Raw genomic sequence first — 17044 nt, forward strand, 5'->3', positions numbered from 1 at the left:
AACGCGAGCACGCCGCGCATACGTTTGATGCGGCAGCGTTGCAAATGAATAACAAGGGGGTCAAGTCCGACTGGCGAAGAAGGGATCAAACGGGGATCATTTCGCCACATCCGTCCACGGGCGGATGCACACGGACCGATGCGGGGTGTCCGAGCCGGGGGGCTGGCGCACCGCATGTTTGCCGTACTTACGGGAGAGCGCACCGCGAGGTGCGCTTTTTGTTTTTGTGTGCGGGCTTCGTCGTTGAGCCGCTACGTGGAGAAGCCTCAGGCGCCCGCCTCGGCCGTTGCCAGTGTGGCGGGCGTGACCGACACCACGTGCTCCACGCCGTAGCCGCGTGCCACCCACGCATCGATACCGCCATGCAGCGGACGCACGCGCTTGAAGCCACGTCCCATCAGCGTGCGCGCCAGCATTACGGCAGACGCCTCGTTGGGGCAGGCGCAGTAGATGATGATCTCGCGGTCGGGGCCATCGATCTCGATCGCGCGGTGGCTGGCGGACATGTCGTACAGCATCGCCCCCGGAATGCGTTGCGGCTGCAGCATGCGCGAGCTGTCGGCGCGCACGTCGATGATGACGGGGGCCGCGCCTGATTCGATGAGTGCGTGCAGCTCATCGGGCGAAATGCGCGCCATCTCCAGCATTTTGCGGAAGCGCCAGCGCTGCAGCCAGCGCGCTGCCACATACACCGCTGCAAGCAACGCGATCAGCAGTACGGCACGCGTGCCGAGCTGGTCGAGCTGGCGCAGCGCCTGGTCGATGCTGTCATGCGCCACGCGGCCCAGCATCAGCCAGAGCGTTGCCCAAGCTGCCGAGCCCACGAGGTTGTACAGCGCGAACGTGCTGAACGGCGTGCGCATTGTGCCCAGCAGCGCAGACGACACCGTCGACAAACCCGGAACGAACTTCGCAATCAGCAGCATCGGCGCGCCCCAGCGTTCGAACTGCGTGCGCGTGCGCCGTACACAGGAATCGGGCGACAGCGAGACGCGGCACAGCAGTGCCATGACGTGCCGGCCATAGCGCTTGCCTGCGAAGTACCACAGGCCGTCGCCCAGGAGTGCGCCTGACACGGCGGCGGGCGCCAGCTCCATCAGGTGGAGCGGTCCATTGAACGTGAGCGCGCCGGCCACCAGCAGCGTCGGCACGGCCGGCAGCGGTGCACCGGCTTGCGTCAGCAGCACATTGAGGAACACGGCAAACGCGCCGTATTCGGCGATCAGGGGAAACAGGTCATGCATGGCAGGAGGGGCGCGGCGGGGGGGCGAAAGCGTCCGCCAAGTTACCGCATTCCGGCGCCGCCCGATAGCCATGTCACCGGAATGCGCTCGGTGATATGGGGTTCGTGTGGAATTGGCGTGACAATGAACGCTTCATACCGCTTCTGAATCCTGTCGCCATGTCTTCTGCAATGCCCATCGACGCTGCCCCTTCCGTGCATGAATCTGGTGCCATCGCCATTCGTCCGGCTACCGTGGCGGATTTGCCGACCATCGTCGGCATCTACGCACATCACGTGCAGACCGGCACCGCCAGCTTTGAGATCGACGCCCCCGATCTGGCCGAGATGACGCGCCGCTTTCACGTACTGCAGGATGCCGGCATGCCCTACGTTGTGGCCGAAGCCGGCGGTGTGCTGCTCGGCTACGCGTATGCCGGCCCGCATCGTGCTCGGCCCGCATATCGCCATACGGTGGAAGACTCCATCTATCTTGACACTGCAGCGCAAGGGCGGGGCGTTGGGACGTTGCTGCTGGAGGCGCTCATCCGGGAATGCCAGACGCGCGGTTTCAAGCAGATGGTGGCGGTGGTGGGCGGCGGCCGCGAAAACCCGGGATCAGCCAAGTTGCACGCGCGCTGCGGGTTTCGGGAAGTGGGCGTGCTGGAGGCGGTGGGCTACAAGTTTGGACGCTGGCTGGATTGTTTGCTGATGCAGAGAGTCTTGTGAGGTGAGGGCGCTAGCTGAACCAATCAAAGAGGTTCAGCGAAAAACCAAATTAGTCGAGAAGGCCAGCGTTGACTCCTCCGGAACGCATCACAGTTTTGAGCCCAATTCAGAGGCTATTGGTCACTGCGCTCAATCGATGATGTCGGCGCAGGCGTCAGTGGGCGCGGCCGCCACATGCCCGACCAGCGGCACCATCTTCAGGCCCGCAGATGCCACGCGGCACGGCGCGGCCACTACGCCGCAGCCCGAAAGGAGAGCAACACCAAGCAAGGACACAGCGAGCAGAAGGCGTTTCATCGTGGGTGGGTTTGAAAGCGAATGCCGGGCAGTGTGACACAGAGTCATTCGCCAACCTGTGCGCGTTTGTATCGGGAAATGACAATCTGTGCGGGTCTCAAAACCATGATGCGATGCATCAGAGCACAACAATAAAATCCGTTCGAAAGCCGTACAACGCTGACTTTGGGTGAAAAAGTCACATTCTTTGTTTGCGCAAATTTTCCTGCCAGCCTTTTCTCCAGGCCGCAAATCCACTGTTGATGCGGGTTTTCCCGTAATTTCACATATCGCAACAATAAATTGTCTGTCGCGACATTTATTGTCTGAACAGCCTCGCCTACGATGACTCCATCGAATGCGGCGCCGCAGCGAAAAAGAAGATCCAGGAAATGCCCGGATCACCTGCCTGACGCGCTGCGCCCATCTGGAGAAGACATCATGAAAGCCCAACGCACCCTGATCGCTGCCTTGATCGCCCTGGCAAGCGTGCCGGCACTGGCCGCAGCCAAGTTTGACGTGTACACGCAAGGTGCTGCGCAAATCAGCCAACGCTTCGACGTGTACTCGGACGGCGCCAAGGCTGGCGACAAGTTCGACCCGTACACCCAAGGCGCCAAGGCCGGCGACAAGTTCGATCCGTACACCCAAGGCGCCAAGGCCGGCAGCAAGTTTGATCCGTACACCGAAGGCGCACTGGCCCGTGCCGGCAAGTTCGATACCTATACCGAAGGCGCCAAGGCCGGCAGCAAGTTTGATCCGTACACCGAAGGCGCACTGGCCCGTGCCGGCAAGTTCGATACCTATACCGAAGGCGCCAAGGCCGGCAGCAAGTTTGATCCGTACACCGAAGGCGCGCTGGCCCGTGCCGGCAAGTTCGATACCTACACCGAAGGCGCCGTGGCCTGAGCCTGGTTCCTCCCGCAAAGACGCCCGCACACTGCGGGCGTTTTTGTTTGTGTCACCGGGAAGCGCGATGATTGCGAACCGAGTTGCCATTGCGGCGTCTCACTGTCATCGCAACCAGGAAGCCATGATGATTCGTTTCCGTCGTCCGCCCCGCTCCCTTCTGTGCTTTACGCTGGCCGCGGTCGCCATGCTGGCCGGCTGTGCGACCGTAACGCCGGGCCCATTCCAGATCACTGTGCGCGATGCCGACGACACGGTGTTGGAGCAATTCCAGTTCCAGGCCGGCTCGCAGGGGTCGCTGGAGACCGCCATGATCGGCATGTGCCGCGTGTATCCGGAAGCCACCGTCATCGCAGAGCAGCTCTCAACGCACGAGCGCCTGCAGGAACGCTGCAAGCGTTCGTTTGCTTCAATGCTCTCGCCGTCCTGATGCTGCGCTGAAGCGGCTACCATGTCGCCTCATCGGCTGGCGTTGCCGGCCTTGTGTGAACATCCCGAGCACGCACCTGAGGCGCATGTGAACCAGCAAGACAAGTCCTCCGAGATTTCCCAGGTTTCCCGCTTTGCGGCGACACGGCCGCGCCTGCTGTCTGCGTTTGCGCTGGGCGCCGTTGCGGTCGCTGTTGTGCCAGCGCACGGATGGCTTGCGCGTCTGTTGCTCGGCTGGGACATCGCCGTGTGGGCGTACCTCCTCCTGATCACGGTGATGATGCTGCGTGCAGACCCACACCGCATCCGCGCCGTCGCCCGCCGTGAAGACGAGCGTACCTCGGCCGTGCTGGCGGTGGTCTGCCTCGGTGTGGTGGCCAGCATGGTGGCCATTGCGTTTGAACTCGCGACAGCCAAGTCGGCGGGGCATGCGCAGACGTCGCACTACGTGTTCACCGGTATCACGGTGCTGGGCGCGTGGCTCATGGTGCCGATGATGTTCACGGTGCACTACGCGCATCTGTATTACCGTGCGCCCCACGAGCCGCCGCTGCAGTTTCCCGACGAGCAGCTTGACCCCGATTACTGGGATTTCCTCTACTTCTCCTTTACGATCGCGGTCGCCAGTCAGACGGCCGATATCGGCATTCGCTCGCGTGCAATGCGGCGAGCGGTGCTGGGGCAATCGCTGCTGTCGTTCTTCTTCAATACGAGCATCCTCGCGCTCTCCATCAACATTGCTGCCGGCCTGTTTTCATGACGATGCTGCCTCCCGAGCTTTCTCCCAGCGCACCCACTCGCTCCATCAACGCCATCAGCTACGTGCTGGTGGCGGCCATGATTGCGGCAGTGCTGTGGCTGCATCTGTTGCCGGCCGCGATTGCCGGCTTCCTCGTCTATGCGTTGGCGCGCAAGCTGGAGGCGCGCTTGCGCGAGCGCAGCAGGCTGTCGCAGCGCGCGAAGGCGACTGCGGTGATCTGCGTGTCCGTGATCGCCGCGCTCATTCTTGCGGGGCTTGGCATCGGGATCGGCCGCCTGGTGGAGCACGGGCATGGGCTCGAAGGCATGCTCACGCGCATTGCCGACGTGCTCGACAACGTGCGGGAATCGTTGCCGGCGGCGGTGGTCGCTTACGTTCCGCAGTCGGTGACTGAGCTGCGCGTCCAGCTCGTGCAGATGATCAAGGAGCACGGCCATCAGGTGTCGACCCTCGGTATCGACGGGTTGCGTGCCAGCGCACTGATGCTGGTCGGGCTGATCCTGGGGACGATGGTGGCGTGGTCGGACACGCTTGATCCCGAGCACCACAAGCCGCTGGCCGCAGCACTGGTGAACCGGCTGAGCCGGCTGACCGACGCATTCGAGGCGGTGGTCTTTGCGCAGGTGAAGATCTCCGCGCTCAACACGGCGCTCGCCGCCATCTACCTGTTGGGCGCGCTGCCGCTGTTCGGTCAGCACGTGCCGTATTCCAAATCGCTGATCCTGCTGACCTTCGTGGCGGGGCTGATTCCGGTGGCGGGCAACCTCATCTCGAACACGGCCATCGTGGTGATGAGCGTGACCGCCTCATTGGAGCTGGCGGTGGCGTCGCTCATCTTTCTGGTGGTAGTGCACAAGCTGGAGTACTTCGTGAACGCGCGCATCATCGGCAGCCGCATCGATGCGCGCGCGTGGGAGCTGATCCTCGCGCTGATCGTGATGGAAGCGCTGTTTGGCGTGGGCGGCGTGATTGCCGCGCCGGTGGTCTACGCCTATATGAAGCGTGAGTTGACGGACGCCGGGCTGATCGGCTGAGACATCTCTTCGGTTGAGGTGCGGGGTGACCCGCCAGCGCCCCCGCGCTGACGGCATCGGCAGAAAAGAGCGCGCCCTACGGGACGAGGGGCGCGCAATAACTCGCTGACCGAGAGACGTCAGCGAGCCGAGGGTCGGTACACGGGGACGAAGCGGGCGGCGGGCGCGTGGCGTTGCCGGTGACATCCACGGCTTCGGACGTGACGAAGCAGCAGACGACCCGGTCGTCGAGCAAGGCCTGATAAAAAAGGTCTCCCATCGCGCGGCATAGCGTTCCCGTTAGCAGGATCATCATGGCTCCCCTCCCGTGTTGGCCGGTGTGCAGCATCGTGGACGCTGGTCATCGGTTCAGTTTGCGGATCGTTGTGCGTGTGAAGTTGCTCACGCAGCGGGTTCCGTCAGGCTGTCGGCACTGGCGCCTTGCGCTTGCTTCCGGCGTCGTGTTGCAGTCCATGCTGGCGAGTATAGAAAGCGTCTCCTGAGCGGCCATGCTCCGAACGGAGTAGCCCCGCGCGCGAAAATGGCTAACACGTTAGCTGCCTGCCAGGGCAAGCTGGACAAGGGTTTGCGGGAAGAAGGTCGGTGTTTTGGTGGAAATGGCGCCGCGCGGGCTGACGTTTTTGCCCCGACAGCAAATTGTCTGGTTTGCGTTAATCGTTGTCGAATTTGCGGTAACACGCCTGCACCGTTTAGGCGCAAGATTGAGCGCTTCCTCGCCTCATCCTCGTTACCTCAAACCATCATGCAAACCACCGCAAACGGCACGGCCGCTGCATCGGCAGCCCCCGCCGCGCAGGCCGACAAGACCGGCTTTGGCGTGATTGGCGCCATCAGCTTCGCGCACTTCCTCAACGACATGATGCAGTCGTTGATCCTGGCGATCTATCCGCTGCTCAAGGGCAACTTCCACCTCGATTTCTCGCAGATCGGGCTGATCACGCTCACGTACCAGATCACGGCGTCGCTGCTGCAGCCGATGGTCGGGCTGTATACCGACAAGCATCCGAAGCCGTATTCGCTGTCGGTGGGCATGGGCTTCACGCTGGTGGGGCTGGTGCTGCTGTCGGTGGCGCCCAACTTTGGCACCGTGCTGCTGGCGGCGGCGCTGGTGGGCACGGGCTCGTCGATCTTCCATCCGGAATCGTCGCGCGTGGCGCGTATGGCGTCGGGCGGCCGGCATGGGCTGGCGCAGTCGCTGTTCCAGGTGGGCGGCAATGTGGGCAGCGCGATGGGTCCGCTGCTCGCGGCAATCATCATCATGCCGTATGGGCAGCACAGCCTGGCGTGGTTCTCGATCGCGGCCCTGATCGCCATCTTCGTGCTTTATCACGTAGGCGGCTGGTACAAGCGTGAACGTGCCGCAGGCCATGGCCGCAAGGCGGGCGGCCGGGCGCATGCCGCGGTCAGGCTGCCGGGCAAGCAGGTGGCGTTTGCGATGACGCTGCTGGTCGTGCTGCTGTTCTCCAAGTACTTCTATCTGGCGAGCCTGAACAGCTATTACACGTTTTTCCTGATCACCAAGTTCCACCTGTCGGCGCAGACGTCGCAGCTGTTCCTCTTCCTCTTCCTGTTCTCGGTGGCGGTCGGCACGATCGTGGGCGGGCCGATTGGTGATCGGGTGGGCCGCAAGGTCGTGATCTGGGTGTCGATCCTGGGCGTGGCGCCGTTCACGCTGCTGCTGCCGTACGCCAACCTGTTCTGGACCGCCGTGCTGACGGTGATCATCGGGCTGGTGCTGGCCTCGGCGTTCTCGGCCATCCTCGTGTATGCGCAGGAGCTGATTCCCGGCAAGGTCGGGATGGTGTCGGGCCTGTTCTTCGGATTCGCGTTCGGGCTGGGCGGCATTGGCGCCGCGGTGCTCGGCAAGCTGGCTGACGCAACCGACATCTACAACGTCTATCACCTCTGCTCGTTCCTGCCGCTCATCGGCCTGCTGACGGTGTTCCTGCCGGATATCGAGCGCAAGCGCCGGCAGGCGGCGTAACGCGCCGCATACGGCATACAGACACAGCGCGGCGGACGTCCCCTCCAGGACGCTCCGCCGCTTTGCTTTGGGCGTTACTTCTCGATGGCGTGGGTCTGGCCAGGCCACACGCCGGTCATCTCGATCTCGCGCCGGCCGGTCAGCCATTGGCCTAGCGGGCTGGGCCAGTTGAACGAGTAGTTGTCACTGTTCACCACGCCCTGGAACTTCACGTCCACCTGGATATTGGTGGCGTTGAGCGGGATGTTCGCGACCGTCTTGGAGATGCCGCCGCTGAGCGAGAACTCGTCGCTGCGCGGGCCTTGCGGCGTGTTGTAGCGCAGCTTGATGTGCGTGACGTACGTGCAGCCCGGCTTGTTGTTGAAGTAGATCTCGAAGCCGCCCAGGCGCGTGATCCAGTTCGGGATCAGCAGGTTGCCGTCGAACGAAGCAAACGTGTAGGCCACCGGAATGGGCGCCGGCGCCTGCTTGCCCGGCTCGAACGGCCACAGGTGCTGATCGACGCTCTTGGTCTGGTTGACCGACACGAACGACCCCTTGCCCGTCGCGCTGCCGAGCATGTCATGCACGGCACCCGCCGAGCCCGTGATCGAGAACGACGAGTTGTTGTCTTGCGAACCCACGTTCAGCCCGCTGTTGGCCAGGATCACGCTGGTCACCACGCCGAAGCCCTGCGCGATGTTGCCGCCCGAGCCCATGCTGACCGACTGTGCCTGCTCGGCCAGCCACTTGATTGTCTCGGGCCGCGTGAGCTGCGTCAGGTCGTTGATGTACGACTCCGAGGCAATGCCGAATTCCGAGGCGATCGATCCGACCGACGAGAACTCCCATTTCACTTCCACGCCCGCGTTGATCTTGGTGCCGCTTTCAGGATCGGTGGCCGAGCCATCGAGCTTGACGTTGGTCTCCGTGCGGTGGACGTTGTTGGTCGACAGCTTCCATTGATTGGGGACGGTGCGCGTGTTGACTGCCACGCCCGGCGTTTCCGGCTTGACGGGTGTGAAGTCGCCGGTGTCGGGCGACACAAAACCGACGGCGCCGGGTCTGATGGTGGGGGCGAGCGTCCAGTTGCCCCAGTAAGCCGCGCGGCCATTGCGGATGAGGTCAGTGAAGGCGCGATTCCATTGCATGGTTGCACTCCAGGTGTGAGGTTGTGCTGCGAGTCAGCGGGGTTGCGCGATGGCCTCCATCGCCGCGTGGCGACGGGCAGGGCGCGAGGGCACTGTCTCAAACGGGCTGGCGCCTGTTAATGCAGCAGAAGACCTGGGGCAGATGGCATGGGCGCAGGCACGGGCAGGCCGCTCTGCCTGAAATCACGCAAGCCGCGCGAGCCCTAGCGCCAATCCCAACCCGATCAGGATCACGCCGATCACGCGGTCCACGATGCGTTGCCGTGCCAGCAGCGAACGTCGCAACGCACCTGACGCAAACACCGCCGCCACCAACGCAAACCACACCGCGTGCGCCGCCGACATGAACACGCCATAGCCGAACTGCGCGGCCAGCGGCGTGCCCGCGTGAACAACCTGCGTGTACGTGCTGACCACGAACAACGTCGTTTTTGGATTGAGCGCATTGGTGAGAAATCCCATGCGCAGCGCGGCGAGGGTCGATAGCGTCGGCGTGCTGGTGCCGTGGGCGGTTGCCTCACCGTTGGGCAACGCCTTGGCCGACAGCGTCTTCCAGCCAATCCACACCAGGTACGCCGCGCCCACCAGCTTGATGCCCTGCAGAAGCGCCGGAGCATGCGCAATCAGCAGCCCCACGCCAAACATCGTGTAGAACACGTGCACCTGTACGCCCAGCGCAATGCCCAACGCGCAGAGCACGCCGGCGCGCCGCCCATGCAGCAGGCTGTTGCGCGTGACCATGGCAAAGTCCGCGCCTGGACTGATGACGGCCAGGATAGTGATGACGGCAACAGCAAGGAGTTCGGTCATGTCAGGTGCGCAGTCGCAAAGTGAGGAAGCGCCGATTCTGGATGGGTCCGTCATCGCTGAAAATCGATTTATGATGCCGTTTTTCGGTGAGAAAATCTGACAGATGACCCTGCCTCCGCTGAACACCCTGCGTGTGTTTGAAGCTGCCGCCCGGCATGGCAGCTTTGTGCGCGCGGCGCAAGAGTTGCACGTTACGCACGGCGCTGTGAGCCGGCAGATACGGCAGCTTGAGGTGTCGTTAGGGGTAGCTTTGTTTGAGCGGCGCAACCGCGCGGTCTTCTTGACGCCTGCGGGCGAGCAGTTGCACGCGGCTGCCACTGATGCGTTCGCGATTCTCACAGATAGCATTGACCGTATTGCCCGTCGGGCCACATCTTCAGCGCTGGTGGTGTCCTGCGAGCCGACGCTGGCGATGCGGTGGCTGATCCCGCGGCTGTCGCGCTTTCAGGCGCGGCATCCGGCCATCCAGGTGCATCTGTTTGCGGCGGGTGGCCCCATCGATTTCGCACGCACCGGTGCGGACGTCGCATTGCGCCGCGATGACTTTGCATGGCCCGCACACGTGCATGCGGCGCCCATCTGCGATGAGTGGATCGGCCCGGTGCACGCCCCGCAAGCGGATATCGCCGTGCGCCGACGGCTGCTGCACACGGCCACGCGCCCCGATGCATGGCAGGCATGGTGGCGGGCCAGCGGCATGGTGCGGCCGCGTGGTCGGTTGCCCGAGGCGCGCTACGAACATTTCTATCTGAGCTTGCAGGCAGCCCTGGCGGGGCAGGGCACGGCCATCGCATCAAAGCTGATGGCCGGTGATGACCTGAAAGATGGGCGGCTGATCGCGCCCGAAGGGTTCCGGCGTGACGGCTCGGGCTATTACCTGCTGGCCGATGCGCCTATTGCTGACGACAGCGCGGCCGGCGCGTGGCTCGCCTGGTTGCGCGAAGAGACGGCCGTCACGCTTGCGGATTAACGCACGGCGGCTTACGCCGCTGCGTGCCCGCCACCCAGGATGCCGCGAATAGCGGCCAGATATGCCTCGCCAACGGCCCGGTTGAGCGGTCGCGCGCGCGGTGTCGCCCGCTTGCGCGGCGGCGGCGTCAGGCCCAGCGTGCGGCAGACTTCCGACGCATATGGCTGCCCGCGGCCGTCCATGCGCAACACGACTTCGTTCAGCGCCTGTTCACCCAGGCGCTCGCGCAGCCAGAGCACCGTCTGGCGGTCGTACTCGTTTTCGATGCGGATCAGGTCGTCCATGGCAAGTGCTGTATAAATTCACAGTTACTGTAAATATATACAGGTATCCACAGATTTCAAGGACGATGTTGCGGGCGCGCTGCATCACCGCGACGGGCGCCTCAGTCGACCCGGTACACGCCGTATTCGTCCACCTGCACCCGCCCATCAGTCTGCAGTTCGGCCAGGTGCTGCGAAATCGTGTGGGTTTCCGCGCTGACGACCCACAACGTCTCGTAGCCCGGGGGATACAGCAGGCGTTGCTCCACCAATTGCGCGAGTGTCTTGGGGGATTCGCGCAGCATGGCCAGCAGGCGCTGTTCGCGTTCATCGAGCTTGGCCGTATACGCCGCCAGGTCGCGCAGAAAGTGCTCGCGGTCGGTGTAGACGCCGCGATGGTGCGACGTGACCCACACCTTGGCCGGAATGTCTGGCAGGCGCGCCAAACTGCGGCGGAAATCACGCAGGCTTGAGCAGGCGTCGCCGTAGTAGGGGCCGAAGCCGGTCAGGTCGATATCGCTGATGAACGCCACGCCTTCGGGCTCGACCAGCAGAACGGTGTGGCCGGCGGTGTGCCCCGGCATGTGAAACGCGCGGACGTGCGTATCGCCCAGGTCCCACTGCGCGCCGTCTTCATAGCCCAGCGCATCGGGGCGGGGGGCATAAAAGAACTCGCGCTGCAGTTTCTCCAGCATGGCCGGGGCGGTTGCCTCGTCCAGGCCGTACGTGGTGACCATGCCGTCCCAGCTGCGGGCGGCGGCCAGATCGGCTTCATGCACGTACACCGTCGCGCGGGGCAGCCGGTGCAGACCCGCCATGTGGTCTTCATGCACGTGGCCCATCACCACCAGCTCGGTCGCGTCGAATTCGGGGCCGATGTGGTTGGAGACGAGCGGTGTGTCGAACGCGGCCAGCGTGTCGGAGCCGCGGATGACGACCTGGTTGCCGTCGGGATATTTCCCGCTTTTCTCGCCAAAGAACACCGACACGCGGCCGAAGTCGGCGCGCGCCGTCGTTGCGTGGGGCAGGGTCGCCATCTCGCTTGCTCCGTGTGGCTCGGCCGGTGTCAGACCGTCATGCCGCCATCAACGACGATGCACTCGCCGTTGGTGTAGCTCGCTGCATCCGACACGAGGTAAAGCACCGTGCCGGCCATCTCGCGCGGCTCGGCGTGGCGGCGCATCGGGATCTCGCTGATCCACCGGTCATACGTGGCCTTGTCTTCAAACAGGGCCCCCGCGAACTTGGTCTTCGTCAGGCCCGGCAGCAGCGCGTTGACGCGAATGCCGAACGGCCCGCATTCCTTGGCGAAGGCGCGCGTCATGTGGGCCACGGCGGCCTTGGTGATGGAGTAGATGCCCTGCTTGTCGCCCGGGTGCAGCGCATTGACCGACGCGGTATTGACGATCGCGCCGCCGCCCTGCGCCTTCATCATCTTGCCGGCTTCGACCGACATGAAGAAGTAGCCGCGGATGTTCACCTCCACGGTCTTCTCATAGGCCGCCAGATCCGTGTCGAGGATGTGGCCGAAGTGCGGGTTGGCCGCCGCGTTGTTGATGAGGATGTCGAGCCGGCCGTGCTTGCGGCGGATGGTGTCGAACGCCGCCGCAATGTCTTCCATGCGGCCGACGTGGCAGGCGAGGGCTTCTGCTTTACCGCCGGCTTCGCGGATGCGTTCTGCCACGACTTCGCAGTCGGCCAGCTTGCGGCTCGACACGATCACGTGCGCGCCTTGTTCTGCAAGCAGCTTGGCAATCTCTTCGCCAATACCTCGGCTGGCGCCGGTGACCAGGGCGATCTTTCCGGTCAGGTCGAACAGGTTCGTGCTCATGGTGTGCTCCTCCAATGGTTGTGTGTTGTGGGCGTTCGCCTGGGCGATCAGCCGTATGTCTGGAATGCGCGTCGCGCCGGGTCGTCCAGATGCGGTACGCCGTTGAAGGTGGCCAACTGGAACGATTCGGCGTTGAAGAAATACTGCGAGACGCTGCTGTTGCGGATCTGCAGGTTCAGCGCAATGGCGCTGGTGGGCGGTGCGGCCAGCACCTGCTGCGCGGTCACCGCAATGGGGCCGCCGGAACTGATCGCCAGCACACGCTGCCCGCCGCCGGCCTGGATGGCCGCGCGCGCATCGGCCACGCGCTGCTGGAAGGCGGCCCAGGTCTCTGGCAGCGGCCCGCGAATCTTGTCGTCCGACCACAGATGCAGCACCTGCTTGAGCGCCCGGTAGTGATCGCGCATCGAGCCCGACGCCAACTCTGTCAGCTCCGGAAAATCTTCGCCGAGCGCGGCAAAGAGCCCCTGGAAGTCGTATTCATTCAGCCCGGCGTGCTGCTCATACGTTGTGCCCGACATGCCCATGCCCCGCAGGATGCCGCCGACGGTCTGCTCATGGCGGCGCAATGTGCCGCAGATGACGCGATCAAAAACGATGTCCTGCCGCGCGAAATATTCGCCGAGCCAGACGCTCTGCTGCTCGCCGCGTTCGGAGAGCCGATCGTAATCTGTCGCGCCAAACGAGGCTTGTCCGTGCCGTACGAGATAAAGCTCCGCCATCGTCTGCTCGCCAAATCAAAGGGGGATCAGATTAGCGGGGCGTGCATTATTTGTGAAATTTATTCTTTGAATGACCGGTAATGCATGCAATGAATAGTTGGGCCGGTGCTTGATCGCGCCTCCCGGCGCCACTGCATGACTCGTCTGCCAGGACAAGCTGCGGGTGACACCCGTGCGCCTCGCGCAACATCGCTGCCCCCGCAAGCACCGATCTTGTGTGTAATGGCCGTTTTGCCACTCCGCTACAAAGGTCCCGTATGAAACCATCCCGCCTTGCCGTTGCTGCGCTGCTGCTGTGTGCCTCAGGTTTGTCCTCCGCTGCCGATGCCAATCCCAAGGTGCTGTCCGCCGCAGAGGGTTACCGTGGCGACGCACTGCACCTGCTTGAGCGCTTGGTGAATATCGATTCGGGAACGGGCAACGAGGCGGGGCTTAGCCAGATGGGCAGCATCGTCACCGATGAACTGCGCAAGGCCGGCGCCCAGGTGGAAACGGTGCCCGCCGCGCCGGCAGTGGGCAACAACATCCTCGCTACCTGGAAGGGCACTGGGAAGACGCGCATTCTGCTGATGGCCCATATGGACACCGTCTTCAAAGACGGCACGGCTCGCGCCAAGCCGTTCACCATCAAGGACAAGCGCGCCTACGGCCCCGGCGTGATGGACGACAAGGGCGGAGTGGTGGCGGGCTTGTACGCGATGAAGATTCTGCAGCAGCTCGACTTCAGGCAGTACGGGCAAGTCACGCTGCTGCTCAACACCAACGAGGAAACCGGCTCAAAGGGCACGCGCGCGTTGATCGAGCGCGAGGCCAAACAGCATGACGTGACGCTCAACCTGGAGCCTGGCCGGCCCGCCGATGGGCTGGTCGTGTGGCGCAAGGGCAGCGGCACGGCGGAGATCGACATCAAAGGCAAGGCCGCGCACGCCGGTGTGGCACCCGAGTCGGGTCGCAACGCCGCCAACGAATTGGCGCACCAGGTGTTGCAGCTCGGCAAGCTGGGCGACAGCGCCAAGCAGACGACCTTCAACGTGACCGTGCTCAAGGCGGGCGACGCAACCAACGTCATTCCCGACCATGCAACGGCCTATGCAGACGTGCGCGTGGCCGTGCCGGAGGAGTTCGACCGCGTGGAACGCGACATGACGCGCGTGTCGGCCAACAAGCTGATCCCCGATACGGAAGTGAAGACCTCGCTGGTGCGCGGCTTCCCCCCGATGCCGCGCAATGCCGCGTCGGACCAGCTCGCCGCCAAGGCGCAAGCCATCTACGGTGAGATCGGGCGCAAGCTGACGCTTGAAGGCAGCGGCGGCGCGGCCGATTCCAGCCTGTCGGCCGGTGTCGGCACGCCCACGCTCGATGGCTTCGGCATCGTTGGCGGCGGCATCCACACGCCGGAGGAATACGCAGAAGTAGAGAGCGTCGTGCCGCGCCTCTATCTGCTGTCGCGCATGATCATGGAGCTTGCCGCGAGCAAGTAAGCTCCACGCCGGCGGTACGCAACAAAGGGTGGGTGACAGAGCGGTGCTGTCACCCGTTTTGTTTTGCTGGCAGTGCCAGTGCTGGGCGCGGAGTTGGGGCGGCGTCTGCGCATGTGCGCGCGGCAGCGCAAGGCCACACTAGATGTAAACGACCACATCCCGCGCCCCGCCTTGCCCGGCCGATGTGCTATCGTCGCCGCCACGAAAAATTAACAAATTCCGGGTATGCACGACGTCGTCATCAGCGGCACGGGCCTGTGGGTCGCGCCCGAGGTCATCACCAACGAGGAGCTGGTCGCCTCCTACAACGCTTACGCGCAGCTCTACAACGCGCAGCACGCCACGGCGATTGCCGCAGGCGAGCTGACGGCGCTGGCGGAGTCGTCGGCGGAGTTCATCGAGAAGGCTTCGGGTATTCGCCAGCGCTACGTGATCGACAAGGCCGGCGTGCTGGACCCGACGCGTATGCGCCCGCATCTGACGCGGCGCCCCGATGATGCGCTGTCGCTGCAAGCCGAGATTGGCGTGGCGGCCGCGCGCGATGCATTGGCCGCTGCCGGCCGCGATGCCGCCGACGTCGACATGCTGCTGTGCGCGACGTCCAACTTCCAGCGTCCGTATCCGGCACTGGGCGTAGAGATTCAGAACGGCATTGGCGCGGGCGGCTACGCGTTCGACATGAACGTCGCGTGCTCGTCAGCCACATTCGGGCTGGAACAGGCCATCAATGCCGTGCGCAGCGGCACGGCGCGCGCCGCGCTGGTGGTGAGCCCGGAAATCACCTCCGGCCACCTCGATTGGAAAGACCGCGACTGCCACTTCATCTTCGGTGACGTGTGCACCGCCGTGTTGGTCGAACGGGCAGAAGACACGCGCTCCGCCGATGCCTGGCGCGTGCTCGGCACCAAATGCGCGACGAGCTTTTCCAACAACATCCGCAACAACGCCGGCTATCTCTCGCGCAGCGAAGACCGCAACCCGGAGGACCGCGATCAGCTCTTCCGCCAGGAAGGCCGCAAGGTCTTCAAGGAAGTCTGCCCGATGGCCGCCGAACACATTGCTGGCCATCTGCAGCAACTGGGCCATGTCCCGGCCGACGTGCGCCGCTTCTGGCTGCATCAAGCCAACCTGGCGATGAATCAGCTGATCGGCAAGCGCCTGCTTGGGCACGATGCGTCGGCGGACGAGGCGCCGGTCATCCTGGATGAGTTTGCCAACACCGCATCAGCGGGTTCCATCATCGCGTTCCACCGTCATCGTGCCGACCTGAAGTCCGGCGACCTGGGCATGATCTGCTCGTTTGGTGCGGGCTATTCGATCGGCAGCGTGGCGGTACAGAAGCAGTAATCGACTGGCGTCGACATCAACCGGCGGGCGACACTCAGGTTTGACCGGGTAGCGTCGCCCCGAAAAAATCCAGCGCCCGGCGCACGGCTTGGGCATGCACCGCATCACGATCCACGCCGGGGTTGTCGTTGCACAGCAGCGGCACATGGGCGGCACCGCCGGGCAGGCAGGTATCCATGAACGTGTAATGCGACGCGCCTGGCACCAGCAGCAGATCCGCCTTGGGCAGCAGTTTGGCGACACGGCGCACGTTGGTGTCGATGGGCACGGTGGTATCCGCATCTCCGGCCATCAGAGAGACCGGGATGGTGATGTTGCCGAGCGACGTGGCATCCATCGCCATGCCGATTGCAGGCGCCATCGCAAAGACGGCCTTGATGCGTGCATCGCGATAGGACGCACCGGAGCGGGCGAGCGATGCTTCCGTTTGCGGTGTCCTTGTTGTGTCAGCTGTGGGGTTGACCTGCGCACGGGCCATCTCTGGCGGATGGCAAATCGCATCGGCCTGCGGCGAGCCGCAGAACGCCATGAATGCCGGGACATCCGTGCGCGCGCCGGCCAGCTCCAGCACCGTATACCCGCCCAACGAAAAGCCCACTGCGCCGATGCGCGTGCGGTCGACATGCGCGCCCAATACGGGATCGGCGAGAACGCCATCCAGTACTTCACTCACATCGGTGGCGCGCTCCCACCACAGCATGAAGCCGTCGTGCGTGAGCGGTTCCAGCGCCGTGTTGCCCGGGTGGTTCACGCCCGCGACGATGTAGCCGTTCGCTGCCAGCGCAGCGGCCATCCAATCGAGGCTTCCGGCCGTGCCGCCAGTGCCGTGTGAAAGCACCAGCAGCGGATATTGCGCATGCGTTGACGCGACCGGCGCTTCGCCCGCAGAGGGTTGCATGCGGAACGGCGACCGGCCTAGTGCATCGATGTTGTGCGAAACCTCCGGCACAGAAACGTCCGCCGGATACCAGACGTTGGTGATGAGCGCGTGCGTGAGCGCCCCGCGCCAGTGGCGTTCAGCCTGAGGGTGGAACGCGCGGGTGGTTTCGCCCACGTGATAAGGCGTAGCGGACGCGTCTGCCGAACCGGCATAAGCTGCGCCCATGACGAAGGCCGCTAGTGCGGCGGCAAGGCAACGATGCAGCAT

18 protein-coding genes are annotated in these 17044 nt (G+C 64.0%); 9 read left to right on the top strand and 9 right to left on the bottom strand.

Annotated elements, in window-relative coordinates:
* Positions 1-266: 266 nt before the first annotated feature.
* Positions 267-1244, bottom strand: coding sequence for a DedA family protein/thiosulfate sulfurtransferase GlpE (locus M1D44_RS18660; RefSeq protein ID WP_316853595.1), 978 nt, complete (start codon positions 1242-1244; stop codon positions 267-269).
* A gap of 158 nt (positions 1245-1402) precedes the next feature.
* Here M1D44_RS18660 and M1D44_RS18665 point away from each other — a divergent pair, with 158 nt between their 5' ends.
* On the top strand, positions 1403-1951 hold the full coding sequence (locus tag M1D44_RS18665; protein ID WP_239498044.1) for a GNAT family N-acetyltransferase: 549 nt from the start codon (positions 1403-1405) through the stop codon (positions 1949-1951).
* 129 nt (positions 1952-2080) lie between these two features.
* Here M1D44_RS18665 and M1D44_RS18670 read toward each other — a convergent pair whose 3' ends face one another.
* Positions 2081-2248: a DUF6726 family protein gene (locus M1D44_RS18670; RefSeq protein WP_200869051.1), complete on the bottom strand. Its 168-nt coding sequence runs from the start codon at positions 2246-2248 to the stop codon at positions 2081-2083.
* Positions 2249-2668: 420 nt separating this feature from the next.
* Between M1D44_RS18670 and M1D44_RS18675 the strand changes: the two genes are divergently transcribed.
* The 5 genes from M1D44_RS18675 (at position 2669) to M1D44_RS18695 (ending at position 7343) form a co-directional block, all read left to right on the top strand.
* Positions 2669-3136, top strand: a complete 468-nt coding sequence (locus M1D44_RS18675) for a hypothetical protein (RefSeq protein ID WP_461241626.1) — start codon at positions 2669-2671, stop codon at positions 3134-3136.
* A 127-nt stretch (positions 3137-3263) separates the two neighbouring features.
* Positions 3264-3566, top strand: coding sequence for a hypothetical protein (locus M1D44_RS18680; protein ID WP_024977630.1), 303 nt, complete (start codon positions 3264-3266; stop codon positions 3564-3566).
* 87 nt (positions 3567-3653) lie between these two features.
* Positions 3654-4325 (top strand): DUF1345 domain-containing protein, encoded by a 672-nt coding sequence (locus M1D44_RS18685; RefSeq protein WP_316853689.1) that lies wholly within the window; start codon positions 3654-3656, stop codon positions 4323-4325.
* Complete coding sequence (locus M1D44_RS18690) at positions 4322-5359, top strand: AI-2E family transporter (RefSeq protein ID WP_024977632.1); 1038 nt, start codon at positions 4322-4324, stop codon at positions 5357-5359. The genes M1D44_RS18685 and M1D44_RS18690 overlap by 4 nt, the downstream gene beginning before the upstream one ends.
* A gap of 742 nt (positions 5360-6101) precedes the next feature.
* On the top strand, positions 6102-7343 hold the full coding sequence (locus M1D44_RS18695; protein ID WP_316853597.1) for an MFS transporter: 1242 nt from the start codon (positions 6102-6104) through the stop codon (positions 7341-7343).
* A 74-nt stretch (positions 7344-7417) separates the two neighbouring features.
* On the opposite strand, the gene M1D44_RS18700 is transcribed toward M1D44_RS18695, so the two are convergent.
* Both M1D44_RS18700 and M1D44_RS18705 read right to left on the bottom strand, forming a co-directional pair.
* Complete coding sequence (locus M1D44_RS18700; protein WP_112187364.1) at positions 7418-8473, bottom strand: hypothetical protein; 1056 nt, start codon at positions 8471-8473, stop codon at positions 7418-7420.
* Between the two features lie 183 nt (positions 8474-8656).
* Positions 8657-9283: a LysE family translocator gene (locus tag M1D44_RS18705; protein ID WP_024977635.1), complete on the bottom strand. Its 627-nt coding sequence runs from the start codon at positions 9281-9283 to the stop codon at positions 8657-8659.
* A gap of 103 nt (positions 9284-9386) precedes the next feature.
* On the opposite strand from M1D44_RS18705, the gene M1D44_RS18710 reads away from it, so the two are divergent.
* A complete protein-coding gene (locus M1D44_RS18710) occupies positions 9387-10253 on the top strand; it encodes a LysR family transcriptional regulator (protein WP_316853598.1) in 867 nt (288 codons plus the stop codon).
* 11 nt (positions 10254-10264) lie between these two features.
* Here the strand turns inward: M1D44_RS18710 and M1D44_RS18715 are convergent, their stop codons facing one another.
* The 4 genes from M1D44_RS18715 to M1D44_RS18730 all read right to left on the bottom strand — a co-directional run bounded on the left by M1D44_RS18715 (position 10265) and on the right by M1D44_RS18730 (position 13069).
* A complete protein-coding gene (locus tag M1D44_RS18715; protein WP_024977637.1) occupies positions 10265-10537 on the bottom strand; it encodes a hypothetical protein in 273 nt (90 codons plus the stop codon).
* 101 nt (positions 10538-10638) lie between these two features.
* Positions 10639-11553 (bottom strand): MBL fold metallo-hydrolase, encoded by a 915-nt coding sequence (locus M1D44_RS18720; RefSeq protein WP_316853599.1) that lies wholly within the window; start codon positions 11551-11553, stop codon positions 10639-10641.
* 29 nt (positions 11554-11582) lie between these two features.
* Positions 11583-12347 (bottom strand): SDR family oxidoreductase, encoded by a 765-nt coding sequence (locus M1D44_RS18725; protein WP_024977639.1) that lies wholly within the window; start codon positions 12345-12347, stop codon positions 11583-11585.
* Between the two features lie 47 nt (positions 12348-12394).
* Positions 12395-13069 (bottom strand): histidine phosphatase family protein, encoded by a 675-nt coding sequence (locus tag M1D44_RS18730; RefSeq protein ID WP_316853600.1) that lies wholly within the window; start codon positions 13067-13069, stop codon positions 12395-12397.
* Positions 13070-13326: 257 nt separating this feature from the next.
* Here M1D44_RS18730 and M1D44_RS18735 point away from each other — a divergent pair, with 257 nt between their 5' ends.
* Positions 13327-14550 carry a M20/M25/M40 family metallo-hydrolase gene (locus tag M1D44_RS18735; protein ID WP_316853601.1) on the top strand — a complete coding sequence of 408 codons (1224 nt, stop codon included), beginning with the start codon at positions 13327-13329 and terminating at the stop codon, positions 14548-14550.
* Positions 14551-14775: 225 nt separating this feature from the next.
* Positions 14776-15897, top strand: a complete 1122-nt coding sequence (locus M1D44_RS18740; protein WP_024977642.1) for a beta-ketoacyl-ACP synthase III — start codon at positions 14776-14778, stop codon at positions 15895-15897.
* 34 nt (positions 15898-15931) lie between these two features.
* Here the strand turns inward: M1D44_RS18740 and M1D44_RS18745 are convergent, their stop codons facing one another.
* Positions 15932-17044, bottom strand: a complete 1113-nt coding sequence (locus M1D44_RS18745) for an alpha/beta hydrolase family protein (protein ID WP_316853602.1) — start codon at positions 17042-17044, stop codon at positions 15932-15934.

This window comes from Ralstonia sp. SA306, from assembly GCF_054792405.1.